General features: G+C 67.1%; 23 protein-coding genes. 7 read left to right on the top strand and 16 right to left on the bottom strand.

Translation table 11 applies throughout. The features are described 5' to 3' along the window. Positions 1-173 precede the first annotated feature (173 nt). Positions 174-1481 (top strand): hypothetical protein, encoded by a 1308-nt coding sequence (locus NATOC_RS16215; protein ID WP_015322561.1) that lies wholly within the window; start codon positions 174-176, stop codon positions 1479-1481. Positions 1482-1487: 6 nt separating this feature from the next. On the opposite strand, the gene NATOC_RS16210 is transcribed toward NATOC_RS16215, so the two are convergent. The 4 genes from NATOC_RS16210 to NATOC_RS16195 form a co-directional block, all read right to left on the bottom strand. Then, the gene (locus NATOC_RS16210; RefSeq protein ID WP_015322560.1) at positions 1488-2468 is read right to left on the bottom strand and encodes a CPBP family intramembrane glutamic endopeptidase; all 981 of its coding nucleotides are present in this window, start codon (positions 2466-2468) and stop codon (positions 1488-1490) included. 167 nt (positions 2469-2635) lie between these two features. After that, positions 2636-2944 (bottom strand): DUF7521 family protein, encoded by a 309-nt coding sequence (locus NATOC_RS16205; RefSeq protein WP_015322559.1) that lies wholly within the window; start codon positions 2942-2944, stop codon positions 2636-2638. Between the two features lie 2 nt (positions 2945-2946). Beyond that, positions 2947-3288 (bottom strand): ArsR/SmtB family transcription factor, encoded by a 342-nt coding sequence (locus tag NATOC_RS16200; protein WP_015322558.1) that lies wholly within the window; start codon positions 3286-3288, stop codon positions 2947-2949. A gap of 110 nt (positions 3289-3398) precedes the next feature. Beyond that, positions 3399-3824, bottom strand: coding sequence for an EamA family transporter (locus tag NATOC_RS16195; protein WP_015322557.1), 426 nt, complete (start codon positions 3822-3824; stop codon positions 3399-3401). A gap of 398 nt (positions 3825-4222) precedes the next feature. Between NATOC_RS16195 and NATOC_RS16190 the strand changes: the two genes are divergently transcribed. Further along, complete coding sequence (locus NATOC_RS16190; RefSeq protein ID WP_049888954.1) at positions 4223-4888, top strand: helix-turn-helix domain-containing protein; 666 nt, start codon at positions 4223-4225, stop codon at positions 4886-4888. A gap of 219 nt (positions 4889-5107) precedes the next feature. Here NATOC_RS16190 and NATOC_RS16185 read toward each other — a convergent pair whose 3' ends face one another. Continuing rightward, positions 5108-5500 carry a hypothetical protein gene (locus NATOC_RS16185; protein ID WP_015322554.1) on the bottom strand — a complete coding sequence of 131 codons (393 nt, stop codon included), beginning with the start codon at positions 5498-5500 and terminating at the stop codon, positions 5108-5110. Between the two features lie 84 nt (positions 5501-5584). Next, on the bottom strand, positions 5585-7171 hold the full coding sequence (locus tag NATOC_RS16180; protein ID WP_015322553.1) for an alkaline phosphatase family protein: 1587 nt from the start codon (positions 7169-7171) through the stop codon (positions 5585-5587). Positions 7172-7444: 273 nt separating this feature from the next. On the opposite strand from NATOC_RS16180, the gene NATOC_RS16175 reads away from it, so the two are divergent. The 4 genes from NATOC_RS16175 (at position 7445) to NATOC_RS16160 (ending at position 11504) form a co-directional block, all read left to right on the top strand. Continuing rightward, positions 7445-8425, top strand: coding sequence for a polysaccharide deacetylase family protein (locus NATOC_RS16175; protein WP_049888816.1), 981 nt, complete (start codon positions 7445-7447; stop codon positions 8423-8425). Between the two features lie 93 nt (positions 8426-8518). Further along, positions 8519-9622, top strand: a complete 1104-nt coding sequence (locus tag NATOC_RS16170) for a Gfo/Idh/MocA family protein (protein ID WP_015322551.1) — start codon at positions 8519-8521, stop codon at positions 9620-9622. Continuing rightward, a complete protein-coding gene (locus tag NATOC_RS16165; protein WP_015322550.1) occupies positions 9619-10539 on the top strand; it encodes a DUF362 domain-containing protein in 921 nt (306 codons plus the stop codon). Before NATOC_RS16170 ends, NATOC_RS16165 begins: the two co-directional genes overlap by 4 nt. Further along, the gene (locus NATOC_RS16160) at positions 10536-11504 is read left to right on the top strand and encodes an NAD-dependent epimerase/dehydratase family protein (RefSeq protein WP_015322549.1); all 969 of its coding nucleotides are present in this window, start codon (positions 10536-10538) and stop codon (positions 11502-11504) included. Before NATOC_RS16165 ends, NATOC_RS16160 begins: the two co-directional genes overlap by 4 nt. A gap of 48 nt (positions 11505-11552) precedes the next feature. On the opposite strand, the gene NATOC_RS16155 is transcribed toward NATOC_RS16160, so the two are convergent. Both NATOC_RS16155 and NATOC_RS16150 read right to left on the bottom strand, forming a co-directional pair. Next, positions 11553-11855: a hypothetical protein gene (locus NATOC_RS16155; protein ID WP_049888815.1), complete on the bottom strand. Its 303-nt coding sequence runs from the start codon at positions 11853-11855 to the stop codon at positions 11553-11555. A 67-nt stretch (positions 11856-11922) separates the two neighbouring features. Then, entirely contained in the window at positions 11923-12888 is a 966-nt protein-coding gene (locus NATOC_RS16150; RefSeq protein ID WP_015322548.1) for a glycosyltransferase, read from the bottom strand. Between the two features lie 202 nt (positions 12889-13090). On the opposite strand from NATOC_RS16150, the gene NATOC_RS16145 reads away from it, so the two are divergent. Beyond that, complete coding sequence (locus NATOC_RS16145) at positions 13091-14191, top strand: DUF354 domain-containing protein (protein ID WP_015322547.1); 1101 nt, start codon at positions 13091-13093, stop codon at positions 14189-14191. A gap of 215 nt (positions 14192-14406) precedes the next feature. Here NATOC_RS16145 and NATOC_RS16140 read toward each other — a convergent pair whose 3' ends face one another. The 8 genes from NATOC_RS16140 to NATOC_RS16105 all read right to left on the bottom strand — a co-directional run bounded on the left by NATOC_RS16140 (position 14407) and on the right by NATOC_RS16105 (position 22334). Continuing rightward, positions 14407-14772 (bottom strand): SpoIIAA family protein, encoded by a 366-nt coding sequence (locus tag NATOC_RS16140; protein ID WP_015322546.1) that lies wholly within the window; start codon positions 14770-14772, stop codon positions 14407-14409. 229 nt (positions 14773-15001) lie between these two features. Continuing rightward, positions 15002-16087, bottom strand: coding sequence for a PAS domain-containing sensor histidine kinase (locus tag NATOC_RS16135; RefSeq protein ID WP_015322545.1), 1086 nt, complete (start codon positions 16085-16087; stop codon positions 15002-15004). A gap of 258 nt (positions 16088-16345) precedes the next feature. After that, complete coding sequence (locus NATOC_RS16130) at positions 16346-16912, bottom strand: DoxX family protein (protein ID WP_015322544.1); 567 nt, start codon at positions 16910-16912, stop codon at positions 16346-16348. A gap of 180 nt (positions 16913-17092) precedes the next feature. Next, positions 17093-18169, bottom strand: a complete 1077-nt coding sequence (locus NATOC_RS16125) for a glycosyltransferase family 2 protein (RefSeq protein WP_015322543.1) — start codon at positions 18167-18169, stop codon at positions 17093-17095. Continuing rightward, positions 18162-19610 (bottom strand): nucleotide sugar dehydrogenase, encoded by a 1449-nt coding sequence (locus NATOC_RS16120; RefSeq protein ID WP_015322542.1) that lies wholly within the window; start codon positions 19608-19610, stop codon positions 18162-18164. The genes NATOC_RS16125 and NATOC_RS16120 overlap by 8 nt, the downstream gene beginning before the upstream one ends. Then, positions 19607-20584: a Gfo/Idh/MocA family protein gene (locus NATOC_RS16115; protein WP_015322541.1), complete on the bottom strand. Its 978-nt coding sequence runs from the start codon at positions 20582-20584 to the stop codon at positions 19607-19609. Before NATOC_RS16115 ends, NATOC_RS16120 begins: the two co-directional genes overlap by 4 nt. Next, positions 20581-21759, bottom strand: coding sequence for a DegT/DnrJ/EryC1/StrS family aminotransferase (locus tag NATOC_RS16110; RefSeq protein ID WP_015322540.1), 1179 nt, complete (start codon positions 21757-21759; stop codon positions 20581-20583). Before NATOC_RS16110 ends, NATOC_RS16115 begins: the two co-directional genes overlap by 4 nt. Further along, positions 21756-22334: an acyltransferase gene (locus tag NATOC_RS16105; protein ID WP_015322539.1), complete on the bottom strand. Its 579-nt coding sequence runs from the start codon at positions 22332-22334 to the stop codon at positions 21756-21758. Before NATOC_RS16105 ends, NATOC_RS16110 begins: the two co-directional genes overlap by 4 nt. Positions 22335-22415: the final 81 nt, after the last annotated feature.

The following is a 22415-nucleotide window of genomic DNA, read 5'->3' as shown; positions in this document are numbered from 1 at the left end:
CGACGGAACTCCAGCGCGAACCCGAACGGGGGACTCGTTCGGTTCCGATCCGAGTATGCCGTCCCTGTCGACGACGGTAGGGGAGCTACGGACCGGTTTCCGAAACCGCAGCGGATCAACGACGGTCACTGTTTTTGTACGTTCGCGGTGTCGATCGCGGGACGACCACGTGTATGAGCGCCATCATCATCGACCGGCCGACCGCCGACGGCACCGTCCTCGAGTGCGAGGCGCGTGCCACCGCTGACCTCGAGCGGTTCCTGACCGGCGAGCCGTTCCGAACCGAGTACGACGTCCCGATCGAGGACGTCCCCGAAGGTGTGCTGGCGATCCCCGTCCTCGCGCAGGTCTGTCCCGTCGCGTGGGCCAGCGGCGCGGACGTCTACGTCGAGGAGGTCGACGCGACCTTCGCCCGCGCGCTCGAAGACGTTCGGGAGACTCTCTGCGGGATGTACGACTTTCTGGAAGGTGGGACCCTCTACGCCCGCCGAACGATCGATCCCAACCCGCCGGCGAACGGCGAGAGCGGGCTGCTGTTCACGGGGGGCGTCGACTCGACGTGCTCGTACGTCCGCCACCGCGAGGAAGAGCCCACGTTGATCAGCATCCGCGGGTGGACGATCACGCCCGACCCCGACGACGACGAGAAGTGGCGCCAGCTCACGGATCGCGTCGAGGCGTTCGCGGCAGAACGGGGACTCGAAACGGCCTTCCTCGAGTCGAACATGCTTTCGTTCCTCGATCACCCCATGCTGCTTGCCCACTACAAGCGCTACGTCGACGGCGCCTGGTACAGCTCCGTCGGCCACGGGCTCGGTCTGCTCGGGCTCTGTGCCCCGCTGGCCGCCGCCCGCGGGATGGAAGACCTCTACGTCGCCGCTACCCACTGGGAGGGGATCGAGCTCGAGTGGGGCTCCCGTCCCGATATCGACGACAGCGTCCGCTGGGCCGGCACCCGGTGTCACCACGACGGCTACGAGCTCACCCGACAGGAGCGACTCGACGTCCTCGCCGACTACGTCCGCAGCGACGCCCCCGATCTCGAGCTCCAGACCTGCAACGTTCGGATGGACGGTAACTGCGGACGCTGTGAGAAGTGTTACCGGACCGCAGTCGGCCTCCGGCTTGCGGGGCTCGAGCCGACCGACCACGGCTACTCCTTTGCCGACCACGAGTACGAGCGCCTCCGGGTCGCTCTCGAGGACGGCGAGTGGGTACTGGGCCAGGACGAGCGGTACATGTGGGAAGACATCCGTGAGCGCGCCCGCGAGGTCGAACCCGAGTCGGCGACCGAACGGGCGTTCTTCGAGTGGCTCGAGGACGTCGACCTCGACGATCTCGTCTCGGAGTCGGGACCGCCGCTGTCCCACCGCCTCCTCCGTGCAGGTGCCCGGAACGCGCCCAGCAGCGTCTACAACAGGCTGTATCCCGCCTGGACGGCGGCCAGGGCGGGGCTCAGGCTGGTTCGTTCCGATCGGTGACGAGACTCAGGAGATCACTCGCTCGGTGATCGAGAGCTTCCCGTAGGCGAACCGAACCCAGACGCAGACGAGCGCGAGGCCGATCGCCAGCCTGACGAGCCACAGCTCGACGCCGGCGAGCAGCGACGGCTCGAGGACGTCCGTGATCGCGACGAGCGACGGCAGGGTGAGCTCCGGCTCGGCCGACAGCGGCGACTGGGTGGCGCTGACGAAGACGATTCCGCCGAAGTGGACGCCGATCGGCAGCGCCAGTCGCCCCGTGAGAACGTACGCGGCCGCGAACAGGATCCCCCCGATCGCGCTCGTAACGACGGCCCCGATCCCGCCGCCGAGGAGATGCAACGCGCCGAACACCGGGACGCTGACCGCGACTGCGCCGACGACGGCTGTCGCGGCGCCGACGGATCGGGAGCGAAAGCCCTCGGCCGCGTTCGTGACGAGGATCGCCCGGAAGACGATCTCCTCGAAGGCGGTGTTCGCGAGGAGGAAAGCGAGCATCGCCACGAGAACAACGGTGCCGACCAGCGCGGAGTCGGCGCCGACGCCCGTGAGCTCGACGGTGAGGGTCGCGTATCCCCGCGCTGCCAGGTAGCCGACGGTGCCGAGCCCCGCGGCGGCACCGATCGCTGCGCCCGCGAGGAAGTCCCGGCGCCACCGTCGGGAGCGGTCGAACCCGTAGTCGGCGATCGAACGCCGATCGAGTTTCGCGGCGACGACAAGTGCTGCGAGGCCGGCCGCGGCGACTGCGACCGCCAGCGCGGCGAAGATCACCGCGGCACCGAGGACTGCCGACTCATCGGCAAGCGGAGCGAGGACGTCGCCGCCGTACAGTTCCACCGCCGCGTGTGCGAGGACGTAGATCCCGAGGCCGACTGCAAGCGGCGCGAGGACCCGCCAGACCGCGCGGAGACGGGCGTCGGTTCGTCCGTACAGGAGTCGGTCGGCGACCCCCGATCGGGAGTCGCCGTCGATCGTCGAGCGTGCCATGCAAAGAGAAACCACACCAGTACACTAAGGCGCGGAGCCACAGCTTCAGGATCCGAAGCTGTGCCCGGCTAGTTCGAGAAGAGGCCACACGCGGCGAGTGTCGGGCGTCGTCTCCGAGCTATCTTTGAGCAGCGAGAGATTCCCGCCGTTTACGGCGGGCGAGGATGTCACGGCTCCATCGTGATCGCGTAGAGGATACAGAGGAAGGCGAACACGTTGGTCACCTGGAAGAACGTCACCATCCAGAACTGGGAGAGCTCGGTGACGAACTGGGTGACCCCCGCCACGATGAGCTCCGGGAAGATGATTCCGGCAAAGCCAAGCGCCAGAAACAGCATCGGTCGGCTCCGGTTCCGTCGATACCCCTGGATGGCGATCGCGATGATCGCGAGCCCGAGGACGGTGAGGATGACGAACAGGCCCCCCTGGACGACCGCCTCGATCGAAACCCCTGCGGGGAGTGAGCGGTCGGCCATCGTCACAGCTCCTCGATCAGCCTGGTGAGCCGATCGGCTGCGGTCTCCTTGCGCTCGATCGTCAGGTCGAACCCGTCCTCGGTGAGATCGACCGTCAGCCGGTGCAGGTTCGATCGATACACCTTGTAGTGGTGGCCGTCGCGATCGGGGACGGTCGTCTCCGCGACCAGATCGGACGCCCGAAGCGTCTCGAGACGCCGGTAGATCGTCGCCTCCGAGACGCCGCATCGTTCGGCGAGTGTGCTGGCAGACATGGGTTCCCTGGTGGTCTGGACGAGGATCGAGCGAGCGACCGCGTCCTCGAGGACGCTCCCGACAGTGTCGACGTCGACGTCCTCGCCCATGGCCGTCCCTCGTGGTCACGCGACGTAAGCTGATACCCGCACCTGCAGGAACTGAAACCGGGGTCGGCAGATCCGTTCCGGATTCGCGTTACGTACCCTCGGAGGGTGATTTACTGTGAAACCAGGACGACCCCGAGAATTGCGAACGCGATCCCAGCAAACCTCGTTATCGTCACTTCGTCTCCGAGGATAACCATTCCGATGAGCGCCGCAACGACGAAGTACATCGCACCGAGAGTAGAGACGACCGTCGTCGACCCTCCGGAAAGTCCGATGTACATCGAAATCAGGCCGATTCCGGTGAACAATCCGGCCACGCCGGCGAGCAGGCCGCCCCTCGCAGTAATGGCAAGCGATGCGTCCGAAACGAGGATGTATCCGAGTGCAAGCGGTCCCGCAACGAGATAGGAGATCGCGGCGGCCGTCCTCGGGTCGATAGACTCCGAGGCAGCGTTCCCCAAGACTACCCAGATACCCCACGTTATCATCGTGATCGAACCAAAGAACACAGCCGAATCGATCTCAGGAAAACCCATTATCGTGATTCAACGTCGTAGTTGAACAGCGACGCCCAGAGACGTTCGAAGCGACCGGCATAGAACGGTGGGGTGTCCCCGCCGGGGAGGTAGAATTTCGGTTCACTGGCGCTGCCTCGGTCACCGGGATGGTCTCTCCGTGCCATACATACTGTATACCGACCGTGTCCGAATTGGTCTCTCCCTTAATCGAATAATCCATTTATATGGGTCTAGATGATTCGTGCGTTCCCGGCTGCTGAACGCAGACGCTGGCTGTCGCGTTTCGCCGACGCCGGTTCGGCACGTGCCGTCAATGCGTTACTATCCTCAGTATGCACCGAACCGGTTCTGCTAGTTGCGCAGGACCTTGCCAGATATACATGCTCATATATTACAGACACCTACCCCGTAGAACAGTGACTGATATCAAAGCAGTCGTCCGAGTCGAGCACCCTGACATCGTGCTCACAAAGACAGTCACTCACGACCAGAGTGCGACCGTCAGGTCGGTGCTAGAGGCAGGAACTGACCCGACATCGGGGAAGTTCTTCTATCGCATACGGTCATCTGATTTCCGCCGGTTCGAAGACGGATTGCGGAACGATCACACCATCGGCGAGTTCGAACGAGTCATCGAAACCAGAGACGAGAAGGCGATTTATAGCTTCGAGTACACGGACGAAGCGAAGGTCATCTCACCGATCATTTCGACCGCGAACGGTGTCATACTCGATATGAAAAACGACGGAAACGGTTGGGTGCTAACAGTGTGGCTGCCCGACCGGACGAATCTGGCTCCTCTCTGGGACTATGCAGAACGGAACGGCATCGAGATCGAGTTACTGCGCGTAAACGAGTACGCTAGTTTGGGGAAGACGGACGCAGGGTTGACCGATAGCCAACGAGAGGCACTCCTCGTCGCACTCGACGCAGGCTATTTCGAAGACCCGCGGAACGCAACTCTCAGCGAAGTCGCCGCTACTCTGGATATCTCTCAACCTGCAGCCAGTGGTCTCCTTCGGCGTGGGACCAAACGACTCATCGTTTCTTCCCTCATGGATGACGGCGAAAAGCCAGACTGATCAACGGCCACTCGGTGCAGTGGCGACGAGATCACCCTGTGACGCGATGTGTCCTCGGATGACCGTCGTGATCCAAACGCGCCCTGCGAAGACCAGCTGGCGAAGCTGGCAGAATCGTTGGCGGTCAGTACGCCCCACCACGTGACGGATGGCCTGTCCCGGCCCCGAAGCGCGCACGACGGTTCGGCGTCCGAGACGCGGTAGCGAGATCGCCTCCAGCTACCGACCGGGCGTCTCGTCGTCGGGTTCGTCGATGTCGACGTTGATCGGTTCGACGTCCTCGCCCTCGCCGCGACCGCCCGAGGGGCCGCCGCCGACCGGGATCTTCGTCCGGAGGTCGGAGGCGAACGACTGAACCTGATCCACGAGCGTGCTCACCTCCTCCTCGAACTCCTCGACGGAGCGCTCGACGTAGTGGACTCGTTTGGCAGGGATCCGTCGCACGATGTCGTGGCCCTCCTCGTCCTCGTCGGTTTTGATGATCCAGTGGTCCTGGAAGTACGCGACGTGTTCGTTGGGCACCGTCTTCCTGGCGACGCCCTCGTCTGGTTCGTCGTAGACGATCGTCGCTTCGCCGATGTCGCGTTCGAGCTCGAGGTCCTCGTCGACCATACGTGAGAATGCGGACCGACGGAGGGTAGTCGCTGTGCTTGCAAACCGTAGGCTCGACGCTCCCGACGGGTTCGACGGCGCGGCTCACTCCATGTAACCCAGCCCCTTCAGCCGGTCCTCGACGTCGGAGAAGTCCTCCTCGACCTCGCCGCCGTCGCCGCCCGACACCGCGGTTCGCTCGACTTTCGTCCGCGAGGGTGTCGCCCGCTCGTCGAAGGCGTCGAAGAGGACGCGGCCGTCGGTGTTCTCGGGGATCGGCTCGCCGATCCCGTGCAGCAGCGTCGGTGCGATATCGACGACGCGGGCACCCCGCAGCGTCGCCCCGGCGTCGATCGAGGGGCCCCGACAGAGCACGATCCCCTTGCTGCGATGGCTGGCGGCGTAGGTCCCGGTCTCGCCGAACGTCTCGTCGGAGATGGTGTTTCGCGAGTCATAGCCGTCCGTGCCGTTGACGACCAGGTCCGGCGACCGCTCGTCGGTCGGAAACAGCTCGTCGCCGTCGAAGACCTCGAGGACGCGGTCGCCGTCGTCGGTGACGGACTCGAAGACGTCGACGAGTTCGGCCTTGATCCGCTCGACGTCGCCGGGGTCGACGACGCCGTGTTCGAAGCGCTCGGCGTCGTTGATGTAACAGTTGCCCGCCCCGTGGACGAACGCGACGGTACGCTCGTAGTCGACGTCGTAGAGGGCGTGGTCGCCGGGGATCTGCTCGGCGACCGAGTCGACGAGCCGGCGGGGGAGCGTCGAGACGAGGACGTCCTCGGAGATGCCGACCCGCTCGAGCGTGTTCGTGATGGTGTCCCGGGAGATCCCCAGGCTCGCGAGCGCGCCGCGGGTGCCCTCGTTTTCCTGCCGGAAGAGATACCCCTCGCGCTCGAGGATCCGGTTGACGTAGACGAGCGTCTCGATCGGCCCGAACCCGTGGTCGGAGACAACATAGAGGTCGGCGACGTGATCGTCGGCGTACTCGATGACCTCCCCGAGGATCTCGTCGAGCCGCCTGTAGTGTTCGAGCAGCTGGTCCATCTCCCAGACGAGGTGCTGGAACCGGTCGGGCGCCGTGTAGACGAAGAAAAACAGCTGCCAGTCGTCGCTGGCTTCCTCCATCTGGAGGCGCATCAGCTCGCGGCGTTTCGAGAGCATGTCGTCGACAGCGGCGGGGAACGCCTCGAGGCGGTCGGCGTAGTCTGGGTAGTCGAGGCTGATCCGATACTCCGGGATCCGCTCTTCGAGTTTCGCGCGGAGCTCGGGCGGATAGGTAAACTCCCGCTCGGTCGAGGGAGTCATCATCCCCGTCACCATCGTCCCGTCGAGCTCGCTCGCCGGGTAGGTCATCGGAACGTTGCCGACGTGGGCCGGCGAGAGCTGGTCCCAGAGGGCCGGCTGGCGCCGGTCGTGGCTCGTATACATCCGCTGGGAGTACTCGCTCGAGAGTCGCTGGAAGCCGTAGAGCCCGTGTTTGTCCGGCCAGACGCCGGTGGCGATCGAGGGCCAGGCGAGCGGCGTCGTCGGCGGACGGGTGCTCTCGAGGACGCCGGAGGCTCCCTCCTCGCGCATGCGGGCGAAGTTCGGGAGCTCGCCGGCGTCGCTCCATCGCTCGATCAGCCGCCACGGTACGCCGTCGAGTCCGAGGACGAACGCTCGCTTCGATGGGGTGGAAGATGGGCTCATGGGTGGGTATCGGGACGTTCGAAACGTCTACTGTGGTGGAGGTGCGCCGACGACCGCTTTGTTATAGATCCGCTTCAGCGGGCTCGACGCCGACCCGCGAGGCGTTGTCGGTCCCTACCGACGGTCGGGTTCGTCGTCTCCCTGCTACCGGCAACCGGTATCGATCGCTTACTGACTCGTCAGGACGGCGACGGGCGCGGAACGGCGCCCATAACAAAACGATACAGCCGCTATCGGCTCGAACATGAGTATGCCCCAACGGTGGTGGACGCTGTGGGAAGCGTGGTGATCTCGCTCGACGCCGAGCTGGGATGGGGATTCCACGACCTCGATCCCGCACCGACCGACCGGGTCGAGGCCGGACGACGCGGCTGGGAGACGATGCTCGAGCTGTGTGCGGAGTACGACGTGCCGGCGACCTGGGCGGTCGTCGGCCACCTCATGCTCGACTCTTGTGACGGGCGCCACGCCGACCACCCCGCCCCCGACGGCTGGTTCGACCGCGAGCGGGGCGCCTGGCGCGACCGCGAGGACCTCCGGTACTGTCCGGAGCTCGTCCGCGCGATCCTCGAGTCCGACGTCGACCACGAGTTCGCCAGCCACTCGTTTTCCCACGCGCTGTTCGGCCGTCCCGAGACCGACCACGAGTTCGCCGCGGCCGAACTCGAGCGAAGCGTCGAACTGGCCCGGGAATGGAATCAGACCGTCGACTCGTTTATCTACCCCCGAAACGACATCGGCCACCGCGACGTCCTCGCGGAGTACGGCGTCGCCGCCTACCGGGGGCGGTCGCCGACTCCCGACGGGATCCGCGGACTCTTCGATTCGACCGTCCGGTCCCGGTCGCTGCTCGTCGAGCCCGCAGTCGACGAGTACGGGCTGGTGAACGTCCCGGCGTCGCTGTTCCTGTTCGGGTTCGAGGGGCCCGCGCGAACGGTCGCCGAATCCGTCTGGAGCGATCCAATGGTCACGATGGCCCGTCGCGGAATCGACGAGGCCGCGGCGAGCGACGGAACCTTTCACATGTGGCTCCATCCGAACAACCTCACCCACGAGCGCGACGACGAACGGATGCGTGCCGTCCTCGCGTATCTCGACAAACGACGCGCCGAGACCGACCTCACCGTCGAGACGATGGCCGACGTCGCCCGCCGGGTCGCCGTTCAGGGTATCGGCGGGAACACAAACAGCGTCGACGGTCGAACGATCGCGCCCTGTCACCGTCGCGTCGCCGAACTCGGCGACGGAAAGTAAGACACGTGTTCGACCGGAATGGGTGATCTACTCTCCGAGATATCGGAGTACGGCGACGATAACAAAGCCCGCTGACACCACCTTCTCGAGCGAATGCTCTCACAGTTTCGCAGCCGAGCGAGCGACTCCGGGGCGCTCTCGGTCGGCGTCCTCGGGGTCGGTAACATCGGCACGGTGCACCTGAAATCCGCGCTCGCGATGCCCGACGTCGCGGTCGTCGCGGCCGCGGACGCGGTTCCGGAGAACCGCGAGCGGGCCGAACGGGCCGGCGTCGAGCGCACCTACGACGACTACGCGGCGCTGCTCGCGGCCGAGGATCTCGACGTCGCCGTCGTCGCACTCCCGCCCTTTCTCCACGCGGAGGCCGTCGAACGAGCTGCCGAGCACGGGGTCGACGTTTTCGTCGAGAAACCCCTGGCCCGTTCGACGGAGGAAGCCGATCGGATGCTCGAGACCGCGACACAGGCCGGGATCGCCGTCGGCGTCGACCACACGCTTCGCTACCAGCCCGACATGGTCGGCGTCAAGTCGGCCTACGAGGACGGCAGCGTCGGTCACGTTCCCTACGCCTCGATCACCCGGCTCAACGACGGCCCGCTCGGGCGCCCCCCAGCCGACGCCGCACCCCCCTCCTGGCCGCTCGATTCCGACGCCGTCGGGGGCGGCTCCCTGCTCGAGCTCGGCGTGCACTGTTTCGACGTCCTCGAGTGGCTGTTCGGCGAACTAGAAGTGCGCGCGGCGACGACGGGCCACACCCTCGACATCGACGTCGAGGACGCCGCGACGGTCCTGCTGCGCGCGCCCGAGACGGGAACGACGGTCACGCTGCACTGTGGCTCCTACCAGTGGGAAGAGCTCCCCGAGGTCAACACCCGGCTGCGCCTGGAGGGGATCACGGGCACGATCACCAACCAGGAGCACCTCCCGGAGCACTTCTATGCGAGCGCGGCCCGGGCCGCCCTCGAGAACGTCGCCAGCCGCGTCGGCGCCGCCGACCGAACCGTGTTCGGGCCGACGTTCTACCTGCAGGCCCACTACGACGCGCTGGCGGACTTCGTCGGGGCGATCCGGAACGGTGAGGAGCCGCCCGTCAGCGGCCGCGATGGGCGGCGGTCGCTCGCGCTCGCCGAGCGAGCGTACGATCTGGCAGCCGAGACCACAGCTACCGAGATCGAGCTGCCGGAGGTGCGCCCGTGAACGCCGTTCGCCTGGCCGCGGTCGATCGCGACGGCCGCGGCTGGCGGCCCGACGTCGACACCCGGCGGGCCCGCCTCGAGGACGCCGTCGGAACCGTCCTCGCTCCCCATCGAGACCGTCTCGAGGACGCCGATCGGGTCGCGATCGCGCCCGACGCACACTACCCGTTCCACCCCTCGACGGGCGTCGTGACCGATCCCGCGGTCGTCGGCGCGGTCGCCGCGTGGCTCGATCGCGAGCTCGGGGCCGACGTCGCCGTCCTCGGGCGCAGCGACGACCGCATCGCGTTCGAGCGGACGGCGTCGTATCTGGGGTACGACCGCCTGGCCGAGCGCGTCGGGGCCGCGCTGGTCGATCTGGCCGACGTCCCGAAACGAAACGAGTACCGATCCGCCGGAGGGCGATCGGTCGCGCTCTCGGTGCCGGAGCCGCTGCTCGAGTCGCCGACGATCGTCGTGCCGACGCTGCGGCCGACCGCCGAGGGTATGGTCGCCGGAGCGACGCGAACGCTCGCCCGACTCGTCCGCTCGACCGCCGAACCCGAACGGATCGCGATCGCAGTGACCCGCGCGGTCGAACCCGTCCTCGCCGTCCTCGACGGGGTCGTCGCCTACGGGGACGATCCCGCCGCGGTCGACGCGGTGCTGTCGGGGTCGGCCCCGGCCGTCGACGCCGTCGCCACCTCCCTGCTCGGTCGCGCGATCGGGGACGACGAGGCGCTCTCGGAACTGGTTCCCGAGTCGACCCGTCCAGTCGCCGTCGAGAACCTCGACGAGCTCGACCTCGACGCGGTCCGCGAGCGACTCTCCGGCGGACGACTACCGCCGTCCGAGGACACCCATCCGGCCGTCTCGACTGCCTACCGCCTCTACGCGGCGACCAGCGGCGACGCCGTCCCGCCCCAGCTCGAGCGATGACCGGGGACACCGCCGCAGTCACCGGCGCAACGGGGTTTCTGGGAACCCACCTCTGTGACCATCTCCGGTCCGAGGGGTGGGAGGTCCGCGGGCTCAGCCGCTCGGGCCCCGGTCGGGACGACCCCGAGGACGTCGAGTGGTACGTCGGCGACCTCTTCGATCGGGGCGTCCTCGAGTCGCTGGTCGACGACACCGACGTCGTCTTCCACCTCGCGGGCGCGAGCCTCTGGAACGCCGACCCGGAGACCGTCCACCGGGTCAACCGGGACGGGACCGCGACCCTGCTCGAGGCCTGTGCGGCGACCGACGCCGGGCGCGTGGTGTTTACGAGCACCTCGGGGACGCGCCGTCCGAACGGGAGCGACCCCGTCGCCGACGAGACCAACGTCGCCGAACCGATCGGCGCCTATCAGGCCTCGAAAGCCCGAGCCGAGAGCCTCGTCGACCGCTACGCCGAGCGAACCGGCGACGCGGTGACGACGCACCCGACATCGATCTTCGGCCCCGGTGATCGGAACTTCACCGCCCAGCTGCTCGCGATGGGGATCGAACGGACGATGCCGGCCTACCTCCCCGGAGGACTCAGTATCGTCGGCGTCGACGACGTCGTCGCAGGGCTGGTCGCCGCGGCCGAACGCGGCGAGCGCGGCGAACACTACATCCTCGGCGGCGAGAACCTCACCTACGACCGGGCCGTCTCGCGGATCGGCGACGCCCTCGACGGCGCTCCCGCGCGGGTGCCCGTCCCGCCGACTGCGATTCACGCGGCGGGTCCCGTCGCCGAACTCGTCGACGCCACCACCGGTCGGCGCGTGTTCCCCTTCGACCGCCGGATGGCTCGGCTCGCGACCCAGCGGCTGTTCTACACCTCCCGGAAGGCCCACGAGGAACTGGGCTACACCTACCGCCCGCTCGAGGCCCACCTTCCGGAGACGGCCGCCTGGTACCGGACGGAGTTCGGATAGGACGTCCTCGCACGGCACGAGCGCTCGCCCCGGTATTGCTATACTGTGTCAGATGGTACCATTCCTATGGTCGCTCGTTCCTGCTATCCGGAGAAAGCACCGGCGGTGGACAGGGTCCTCGACACGCTGCGTGACAGTCTTCGCTGAGAGATCGTCCACTACTTCGAGAACGACGCCGGCGGCCCCACCGCGACGGTCGAGGAACTGGTCGTCCACCTCGACAGGCGGATTCCCGAGCGCGACCGCGAGGAGCTGTCGTCGGCGATCGTCCACCACCAGCTGCCGAAGCTGCAATCCCGGGGCTGGCTGGAGCTCGATCGGCGAACTGGAACCGTCCGGTACGAGGGCCACGAGTCGGCCGGAGCGTTGCTCGAGGACGTCGCTGCCGTCTTCGGTGAGTAGTCCCGCGATCGCCCAGCTACCGCGAGGCGACGGCCTCCCGCTCGCGCTCGCGGTCGGCGACCCGCGTTCCGGTCGCTCGCTCGTAGACCGCGAGCATCCTGTCGGCGGTTCGTTCGATGCTCACCTCGCGAGCCGCCTCCCGCCCGTTCGAGCGCTCGCCGCGCTCGAGGACGTCGACCAGGCCCGCGACCAGCGCCCGGTCCGTCCTCGCGACGACCGAGGGGTCGACCCCGCCGAGCCGTTCGGGCACGTCCCCGACCGGGACCGAGACGACGGGCACGTTGCAGGCCAGGGCCTCCTTGACTGAGTTGGGCGACCCCTCGCTATCGGAGGTCAGAAGCAGGGCGTCGGCGGCATTGAGATAGGTCGAGACCGCGTCGTGGTCGACCCCGGAGACCGTCTGCAGTCGAACGGGTCTGTCCAGGCGTCGCGAGGCGGCAGCGACGACGCGTTCGGCCCGCGGATAGTTTTTCACCGTGCGTGCGGGCGAATAGGGAAAGAGGACGTGGTACTCGTCGGCCGACCACCCGACGTCCTCGCGGGCGCGGGCCCGTGATTCGGGGCGGAACCGCTCGAGATCGACGCCGTCGGGGATCACCGTCCCCCGACCGAGTTCGGTCCGCATCGCGTCCGACATGACGACCGTCTCCGCACATAGCGGGGCACAGAGCTTGCTCACGGGTGCGGCCGGGCCGTAGACGTCGGAGCCCCACAGCGAGAGGACGACGGGCAGTCGCAGCTGAGCCAGCGCGGCGGGCGCAGTCAGCCCGTAGTGGGCGTGGACCAGATCGTACTCGGGACCCGCCTCGCGGAGCACCCGCGGGACCGTCCGGACGTAATCCAGCGGGCTCCGGTCGACGTCGGCGCCGACCTCGCCCGCGATCGGCAGGATCCGGACGGCAACGCCCCGCGCCTCGAGTGCGTCCACCTGCTGGGTCAGAAACGGCGCGTCGGCGTTGGCCGTCACGACGAGGACGTTCATCGACGGAGGCAACCGGTCCGCAACGGTTTGTTATGGGTCCGGAAACCGCTCGATCGCGGTCGGTACGGAGAGCCTACGCGAGCGAAACGCGGCCGGACCGCGACGCGTCGGCCCACAACGGTTCGGCTCGCGGCGCCTGCCGTGGCTTCGTCCACGGGTAGCTGTACTATTACAAAGGGTCATCGACGGCTACGGGGAGGCGATGCGGATTCTCGTCTTCGCTAACACCCCCGCCCACGTCCACCTGTACCGCCACACCGTCAACAGGCTTGAACGCGCCGGCCACGACGTCCTCGTGTTGACCCGCGAGTACGCCTGTACGACCGACCTGCTCGAGTTTTTCGGCATGCCGTATCGGGTGTACGGCGATCACGGTACCGACGCCTACTCCCGGCTGCGGTTCGCCCGCGAGCTGGGCGGCCAGCTCGGGACGATCGTCCGGGAGTCGGTCCGGTTTCGCCCCGACGTCGTCTTCGGACGGGGGCCCTACGCCGCCCTCGCGGGGACGGTGACGCGGGCGCCGACGGTGCTCGTGCTGGACGACGAGCCGGGCGATTTCAACCACACCGTCTCCCGTCCGTTCGCCGACTGCATCCTCTCACCGGCGGTGACCCGGCGAGACCTGGGGCCGGACCACTACACCTTCGAGGGGTTCAAGGAGTGTGCCTACCTCCACCCCGACGTTTTCGAGCCCGACGGACGGATCCGCGAGTACCTCGGGGTCGATCCCGAGGAGCCGTACGTCCTCCTGCGGTTCAACGCCCTCGACGCCCTCCACGATACCGATCTCGAGGGCTTTCGGCCAGAGCAGCGCCGGGACCTGATCGAGCGCCTGAGCGAGGACGCAACCGTTTTCGTCTCCGACGAGCGCGGCGAGATGGAGCTCCGGGACTCCCCGGCTCGGCCGTACGACCTCCACCCCGCACTGATCCACGACGCGATGGCCGAGGCCTCGCTGCTCGTCGCCGACACGGGAACGATGGCCACCGAGGCCGCCCTGCTTGGCACCCCCGCGTTCCGCTACCGGGGCACCGACGACCACGAGTACGGCGAGTTCCAGGCCCTCGAGCGGGCCGGGCTCGCCGAACAGTTCGACGCCTACGAGAACCTCCGGGATCGGGCGATCGACGTCCTCGGCGACGAGGGCGTCCCGGCTCGCTGGCAGCGGCGCCGGCAGGCCTACGTCGGCGAGCTGGTGAACCTGACCGACCTGCTCGTCGACATCGCGACCGCGCGGGGCTCGCTCGATCGGCTCAGTCCGCCGGCCAAGCAGGCGATTCGCCCCCGCTCGCAATCGCTGTAGTCGGCACAAAACCGTCGTTACTGGCGATTCACGGTCCCCAGTCTAATACGACACGATCGAAGTCGACTTCCCCCTGTCCGGTCCGAAGAGCGGTTCGGACGCGGCTGACCCGTAGCCGAGCCGACGGTGTCGACTGACTGTTCCGTTTCTGACAACGGGTCTCTCAACGGCGTGCTCCTGCTACAGAACGCCCACGACGTCAGTCGTGGGAGGAGTCACTGTTCTTCGACGTACTCCCACGCGTCGTCGAGATCCTCCGCGTCGAAGAACTCGATATCCGTCTCGGTCACTCGATCGCTGAGCTCCGTTCCCCACTCGAGGACGCTGTCGTCGCCGACGACCGCGTAACAGTCCATGTCCTCCCCGTGTCGAAGGTAGAAGCCGAAATCCTCCTCGTACGCGTCGAACTCGGCGTACGAGTCGGAAACGCCGGAGAGATCCAGCAGGAGTTTCGCCGAACCGTACTCGTCGATCGCCGCTTCGACGTCGGCCAGGATCTCCGCGTACTCGTCCTCGCTCAGTTCGTCGGTGGCTTCGTAGCCGATGCTGTTACCCTCGCTCCGTGGCAGTTTCTCGATCACAGCTTTCCCGTGTTTCCTCCCGCGAATAGTGGTGCTGCCTGCACGCCCAGCGTCATCGGCGGGTGAATCGAGTGAGCGTCTCGAACGGAGGTGGAGCTAGTTCTTCAGTAGCCGAATTTCTCGGTGATGGCGTTCCAGGCAGGGTAACGGAGCGTTCGTCGTTTTCATCCAACCGTTGTCAAAACTGCGTGCCGAATACACCGGGTGACCGCAGCCCTCGAAAACGGGCTCAGGTGTCAGCTCGCGGAAGCGTAAACGAGAACGTCGATCCGCCGTCGGAGTCGGCGGCAACCCAGATCTCGCCACCGTGTCGTTCCACGATTCGCTCACAGAGTGCGAGGCCGATCCCCGTCCCGTCGTACTCCTCGTGGCTGTGGAGCCGCTGGAACACCTCGAAAACTCGGTCTGCCTCTTCGTGATCGATACCGATCCCCTCGTCGCTGACCGAAATCACCCACTCGTCCTCGTCACGCGTCGCAGCGATCGACACTCGAGGCTTCTGCTCGCCGCTGTACTGGAGAGCGTTCTCCAACAGGTTCTGGAAGAGCTGGCGGAGTTGGCTGGCGTCACCGCTGACAGTCGGCAGCGGTTCGGCGGTGATTTCAGCATCGGTTTCCTCGATCCGGATGCCGAGGTCGGTCAAAACATCCTCAAGTACTGCCTCGAGATCGACCGAATCAAAGGAGTTTTCCTGCGTTTCGACCCTGGAGTACGTGAGAAGCCCCTCGATCATCGCCTCCATCCGCTCGGCACCGTCGACTGCGAACTCGATGAACTCTTCGGCATCTTCGTCGAGTTCGTCGCTATACCGGCGCTCGAGCAGTTGCAGGTAGTTCGTGATCATCCGTAACGGCTCTTGGAGGTCGTGGGAGGCAGCGTGGGCGAACTGTCGGAGGCGCTCGTTGGATTCTTCCAGCCGACGCTGGTACTCGTACCGGTCGGTGATATCGAAGTGGGCGACAGCAACGTATCTCCGATTACCGTCGGTAAACTGTGCTGCCCGCATGAGGAACCACCGTTGCTGGTCGGGAGAGTGGCACGGGTACTCGAACTCGAAGAGTTCCCGTTCACCCGTCAAAATTTCGGACAACCCGGTGGCAGCAGTTTGAGCCGTTTCCGTCTCCGCCTGTTCGGTGATCTCGAGATAGTTGGTACCGATCGTATCCGGCCGAAGGTCGATATCGTTGGCCCTGCCGAACGCTCGCCATGCGTGATTCGTATACAGGATCGTCCCCTCACTATCGAGGATTGCAAAGTTGATCGGGAGTGTATCAACAGCCGCTGGAACGAGAGCCTCCGGCTCTCGGACGTCCATATTCGCCCGTAGTTGGCTGACAGGGAAAACGTTGTTCCCCGCGTCCAGCAGCCTGGTTTTGACCGCTGCTGGAGATCTCGGTGTTTGCTTCGGCAACGGTTGCGCTCGATCAGTGGTAGAGAATCGTTCGTGTGACGCTCGGCTGTGTGTTCAGCACGACTCCCCAAATCGATCACCGACTGAGGGTTTCGACGGGGTCAATCGGCACGACCGAAGCTGTGGGTTTTCTCCCAGTTTTCAGCCAAAAAAGATCCGGAGTTAGCTCAGCAGGTATCGAAGCTTCGGGAAGCGCTCGACGAGCGCCTGTCCGCCAACCTGGAGCTGCGCGATGTAGCGGTCCAGCCCGAGGATCCGGCCGGCGCCGAAGGCCGCGATGGCCAGGAAGACGACGGCGTAGATCAGCGTCGAGTCGAACAGTGCGAGCCACTGGCCCTCCCAGCCGCCGAGGTAGAACATGCTCATCTGGATGGCGCCGCCGAGGGCGGCCAGCCGGACGAACGCGCCGGCGATCAGTGCCACGCCGATCAGCACCTGTGTGACCGGGACGACGACGTTGATAACCTCGAGCAACATCGCGTTGCCCGCCATCGCGGCGTACAAACCGCTGACGGGGCTGGCTGGATCGATACCGTGGACGAGGAAGCCGCTGGCATCGAACGCCTCGCCGCTGACGAACGCGAACTTGCCAAGTCCGGCGAACAGCATCATTGCGCCCATCACGAACCGCAGGGCGACGATGAACCACGCCGACAGCGCGTGGGGTTGTCCTTCGAGCGTGATTCCCGCATACCGGCTTTCGAGTCTGTTTCGAGTAGTAGTAGACATGATCAGTTGACCTCTTGTATTTGTACGGAGGAGCCGAACACGGGTGAGTGGACGTCCGTTATTTGAGGGGTACTTTATATAGTGTATCGAGGACGCGTGGTTCGTGCGCTCGATAGCCCGTTCGCTCGTCTTGCGGAACGGATCTCCCGACCCGGCGCCGAGGACGGGACACTCGCTTCCCTAGTCGACCGACTGGGGTGCCGTCTCCCCGAGTCGCTCCGAGGACGTTTCGTCGGTGACGTCCTCGTCGAGTCGGTCGGACGGGGCCACCTCGAGCGCGGCGTTCTCCTCGCGGTCGAGCCAGATACCGATCCCGAGCGCGGTCGTGCCGACCAGCACGGCGACGAAGGACGCGATCGCGTCGGTAACGCTCTCGGCACCCCGGAGGTGGCGGGCGAGCGAGCCGACCAGCCCCGCGACCCCGCCGGCCAGCCCGGTCGCGCCGGCGCCGTAGAAGACGACGGCCGGGTGAAAGCCCCGGACGACGTAGCGGATCTTGAGCCGCCAGCAGAAACTCCGGAGCAGGAGTAGCGAGACGAACTGGACGAACGCCGGGTAGCGGATGCTCGACTCCTCCTCGCCGTAGACGGCCGTCATGGGGACGTCCGCGACCCGACACTCCGCGACGTTGAGGTGGGTCAGGAGGTGGTTGAGAAAGCCGTACTGATCCGTGATCGCCTCGAGGTCGAGGCGCTCGATCGTCTCCCGGGAGATGGCGGTGTACCCGTTCTGGGGATCCGACAGCGTCCAGTAGCCGGTGGCGAACTTCGAGAGCCCCGTGAGCATGGCGTTGCCGACGAACCGGAACGTCGACATCGAGTCGCGGTCCTCGGGCGTGAGCAGCCGGTTCCCCTTCGCGTAGTCGGCCTCGCCGTCGACGACGGGGTCGAGGATCCGGTCGAGGATCGCGGGATCCATCTGCCCGTCGCCGTTCATCACGGCGACGACGTCGATCCCGTCGTCGACGGCCCGCTCGTAGCCGGTCTTGACGGCGGCGCCGTACCCCCTGTTTTCCTCGTGGCGGATCGGGACGACCCGTCGGCCGTCGCCGCCATCGGCGACCGTCCGCGTCGGCTCGGTGGACTCGTTGATCCGCTCGGCGACGCGCCGAATGACGGCCCAGGAGTCGTCGGGCGAGGCGTCGTCGACGGCGTAGATCCGATCGACGTAGTCGGGCACCGTCTCGAGGACGCGACCGACGAACGCCGCCTCCTCGTAGGCGGTGACGACGACCGCGACTGACTGACCCTTATACATCGCCCCCACCGTCCGTTCGCGTCGGCTCCGGGTCGGGCGCGTCGCTCGCGTCCTCGAGTTCGCCCGCGTTCACGACGGGCGACGACCCCGCGTGCGTTCCCGCGAGGGTGTACTGGCGGTGGCCCGTCCCGGAGAGGTCGATGGCGTCCCGTCCGTCGAGGACGACCATCGGCTCGAGGTCGCCCCAGGGGATCGCCTCGAACTCCTCGTGGGGGGTGACGACGACGACGCCGTCGAACGACTTCTCGGGGACGTCCTCGATGGTGACCGGGCGAGCCCCGTACTCGGCGGGATCGACGAGCGGGTCGACGCCGACGACGTCGGCCCCGGCCTCCCGAAGCGCCTCGATGACGCCGATCGCTGGCGACGCGCGGGTTTCCTCGACGCCGGGTCGGTACGTGATTCCCAGCACCGCGACCGAGGCCTCGGCGAGGTCGACTCCCGTCGCCGCCAGCTCGTCGGCGAGCCTGTCGACGACGACCGACGGCATCGCGTCGTTGAGCTCCCGGGCCGTCCGCATCACCGGCATCGGCTCCTCGAGCCGCGAGAGCAGGAAGTGGGGATAGTAGGGGATACAGTGGCCCCCGACCCCGGGGCCGGGCTCGTGGAGCTGACAGACCGGGATCCCGTTGGCCGTGTCGATCGCCTCGCGGACGGAGATCCCCAGCTCGTCGGCGAGCCGGCCCAGTTCGTTGGCCAGCGCGATGTTGACGTCGCGGTAGACGCCCTCGAACACCTTCACGGCCTCCGCGGTCGTCGCGTCCGAGACCGGGTGGACCTCGTTGCTCGTGAGCTCCCCGTAGATCAGCTCGGCCGCGCGGGTGCTGGCCGCGTCGACGCCGCCGACGACCTTCGGGTACGCCCCGCGGATGTCCTGCAAGGCCCTGCCCGACTTCGTGCGCTCCGGACAGAACGCGAGCCCGAACGTCCCCCGTTCGAGCCCGCTTTCCTGGCACAGGTGTGGCAACAGGACGTCCCGACAGGAGCCCGGCGGCAGCGTCGACTCGGCGATCACCAGATCGCCCGGCGCGAGCCCCGCGGCGATGTCTTCGACAACCGATTCGACCGTCCCGAGGTCGGGATCGTCGTCCTCGGTGACGAGCGTCGGCACGATGATCACGTGGATCCGAGCGTCGCCGGCGGCCCCGGCGCCGTCGGTCGTCGCACCGAGCCGTCCGCGCTCGACCTGGTCGGCGACGAGGACGTCGAGCCCGGGCTCACCGACGACGTGGCTCCGCCCGTCTTCGACGCTCTCGACGACCGCCGGATCGACGTCGACGCCGGTGACGTTGCCGGTCATCTCGGCGTAGACGCCCGCAAGGGGGAGCCCCATCTTGCCGAGCCCGTAGACGGCGACGGGGATCTCGCCGCCGACGAGCCGGTCGCGGAACGCCTCGTCCGTCAGGTCGTCGTCGTACGGTGCAGGCGGACGATCGCTCATCGGGCGTTCACCTCCCGCTGTCGTCGTCGGTCGAGTCGCGAGTCGATCGCCTGCACCGTCTCGAGGGCCCTGACGCCGTCCTCGGCGGTCACCTCGGGCTCGGATCCGGTACGGACGGCCTCGACGAACGACTCGAGTTCGTGACGCAGCGGCTCCCCGGTCCCGATCCGAGGACGTTCGACCACGCTCTCGTGGCGGTAGCGGTTCTGGCCGTCGTCGGTGAGATACTCGGGGTAGGAGTCCCGATAGATCAGCACGGACTGCTCGAGGTAGTCGACCTCGACGAGACACTCCCTGGCGGTGACGGTGAGTTTCCTGACTTTCTTCTGGGTGACTCGGCTCGCGGTCAGGGTCGCGACCACGTCGTCGTACTCCATCGTCGCCGTCGCGTACCGGCCGTCGGCCGCCCCGATCGCCGATATCGACGTCGGCTCCCGGTCGAGGACGGCGCCGACGACATCGACGTCGTGGATCATCAGGTCGAAGACGACGTTACCGGGCGCGTCGCGGTTGATCGGGGGACCGAGCCGCTCGGCCTCGACGCCGATGATCTCGAGGTCGTCGACCAGCTCCTCGAGCATCCCCACCGCGGGGTTGAACCGCTCGATGTGGCCGACCTGGAGGACGCGGTCCCGCTCTCGTGCCAGCTCGGCGAGGGCGCGGCCCTCCTCGACCGTGCCCGCGATCGGTTTCTCAACGAGGACGTCGAGGTCGGCCTCGAGACACCGCGAGACGACGTCGGCGTGGGCGTGGGTCGGCACCGCGACGGTGACGGCGTCGCACCGATCCAGCAGCGTCTCGAACTCGACGGCGTCGGTGCCGTACTCGGCGGCGACCCGCCGGGCGACCTCGCGGTTGCGGTCGGCGACGCCGACGAGATCGACGGTTCGCAGTTCGCTGTACACCCGCGCATGATTCTCGCCCATCGAGCCGGCGCCGATGACGCCGATTCTGAGGGGTGGTTGGTCTGTCATTGCGTATCGTAGTGGTTCCGCACCGCCTCGACGACGGTTTGTCGCTGGCCCGCCGAGAGCGTCGGGTGGACGGGCAGGGAAAGGACTTCTTTGGCGGCTCGCTCGGCCTCGGGGAACGTCGCCGCGGCCGTGCTCACTGAGTCGTAGGCCGGCTGGCGGTGGATCGGTCGCTCGTAGTAGATCCCGGTGTCGACGTTTCGATCGGCGAGCGACGCCGCGAGCGCGTCCCGGTCGCTCGCCCGCACCGTGTACTGGTGGTAGACGTGGCGGTACCGGGTGGGCTCGGTCGGCGTCTCGAAGGGAAGCTCGGCGAACGCCTCGTCGTAGGCGGCCGCGTGCTCCCGTCGGGCCCGGTTGTGCGCCGGCAGTCGCTCGAGCTGGACGCGACCGATCGCGGCCGCGATCCCGGTCATCCGGTGGTTGTGGCCCAGCTCGAGGTGGTCGTACCCTCCGGTACCGGTCTCGCCGCGGCCGTGGTTGACGTACCTGGCCGCCCGCTCGGCGACGTCCTCGCGGTCGGTCGTGACGATGCCGCCCTCACCCGTCGTCATGTTCTTGGTCGGGTAAAACGAGAAGCAGGCGGCGTCGCCGAAGGTTCCGACCCGCGTCCCCTCACACTTCGCGCCGTGGGCCTGGCAGGCGTCCTCGAGGACGAAGAGATCGTGTTCGTCGGCGATCTCGCACAGCGCGGGCATCGGGGCCGGGAGCCCATAGAGGTGGACCGGGAGCAGACCGACGACGTCCTCGCGGTCGCGGACCGCCCGCTCGACTGCGTCGGGATCGAGTGCGTATGTCTCGGGATCGATGTCCGCGAACACCGGGATTCCGCCGGCGAGCCGGATCGCGTTCGCGCTCGCGACGAAGGAAAACGGCGAGGTGACGACCGCGTCGCCGTCCTCGAGACCCAGCGCCTCGAGGGCGGTTGCCAGCGCCGTCGTCCCGTTCGAGGTCGCGACCGCCCGATCGGCGCCACAGAAGGCGGCGAACTCCTCCTCAAAGGCACGGACCTCGGGCCCGTCGGCGAGCGCGCCGCGCTCGAGGACGTCCCGGACCCGGTCGATCACGTCCTCGCCGAGCGACGGGTCGGCGATCGGAACGGACTCGTCGATCTCCGAGTCCTCGGAGACGCGTTCGATACCGCTGTCGGCGTCGGCGTCAGTTTCGGTATCGGTCATTCGAGCTGGTTCGGCCCCTCGAGGGGGTCGGGAAGCGGTTGTGTTCCAGCCGGTGCGCCCACCGCGAGGCTGTCGGCGGGGACGTCCTCGACGACGACGGCGCCGGCCGCGACGAACGCGTTCTTGCCGACGGTCACGCCCGGCAGGATCGTCGCGTTCGCCCCGACCGAGGCGCCGTCCTCGAGGGTCGGCCCCTCGAGATCGGTCTCGGTCCGGATGGGGTACTCGTCGTTGGTCATGACGGCCCCGGGGCCGACGAAGACGTTGTCACCGATCGTCGTCTCGGTCGGCACGTAGACGTTCGTCTGGAGACTGACGTGGGAGCCGATCGTCGTCTCGCCGTCGATGACGGTCTTCGTACCGACGAGGACGTCGTCGCCGATCGTGGTTCCCTCGCGGATCAACACGTCGTGGCCGGTGGTGAACCCGTCGCCGATCGTGACGTCGCCGTAGACGATCGAGCCGGCCCTGATCGTCGCGTCGGCGCCGATCCGCGTCGGCTCCGCGAACTCGCCGTGGTCGATCGTCGCGTCGTCGGCGATCGTACAGTCCTCGCCCGAGACGAACCGCGTCACGGGTACCAGCCTCCGGTCGAGGGGGCGATGCGAGCCCGTCCCTGCAGTCGTCGGTCGTGTCTGTGTTCTCTCATAGCTACT

Origin of the sequence: Natronococcus occultus SP4, from assembly GCF_000328685.1 — an archaeon.
In the GTDB taxonomy this organism is placed as follows: Archaea; Halobacteriota; Halobacteria; order Halobacteriales; family Natrialbaceae; genus Natronococcus; species Natronococcus occultus.
The sequence above is the reverse complement of the archived record's forward strand: the minus strand, read 5'-3'. Positions and strand labels throughout refer to the sequence as shown.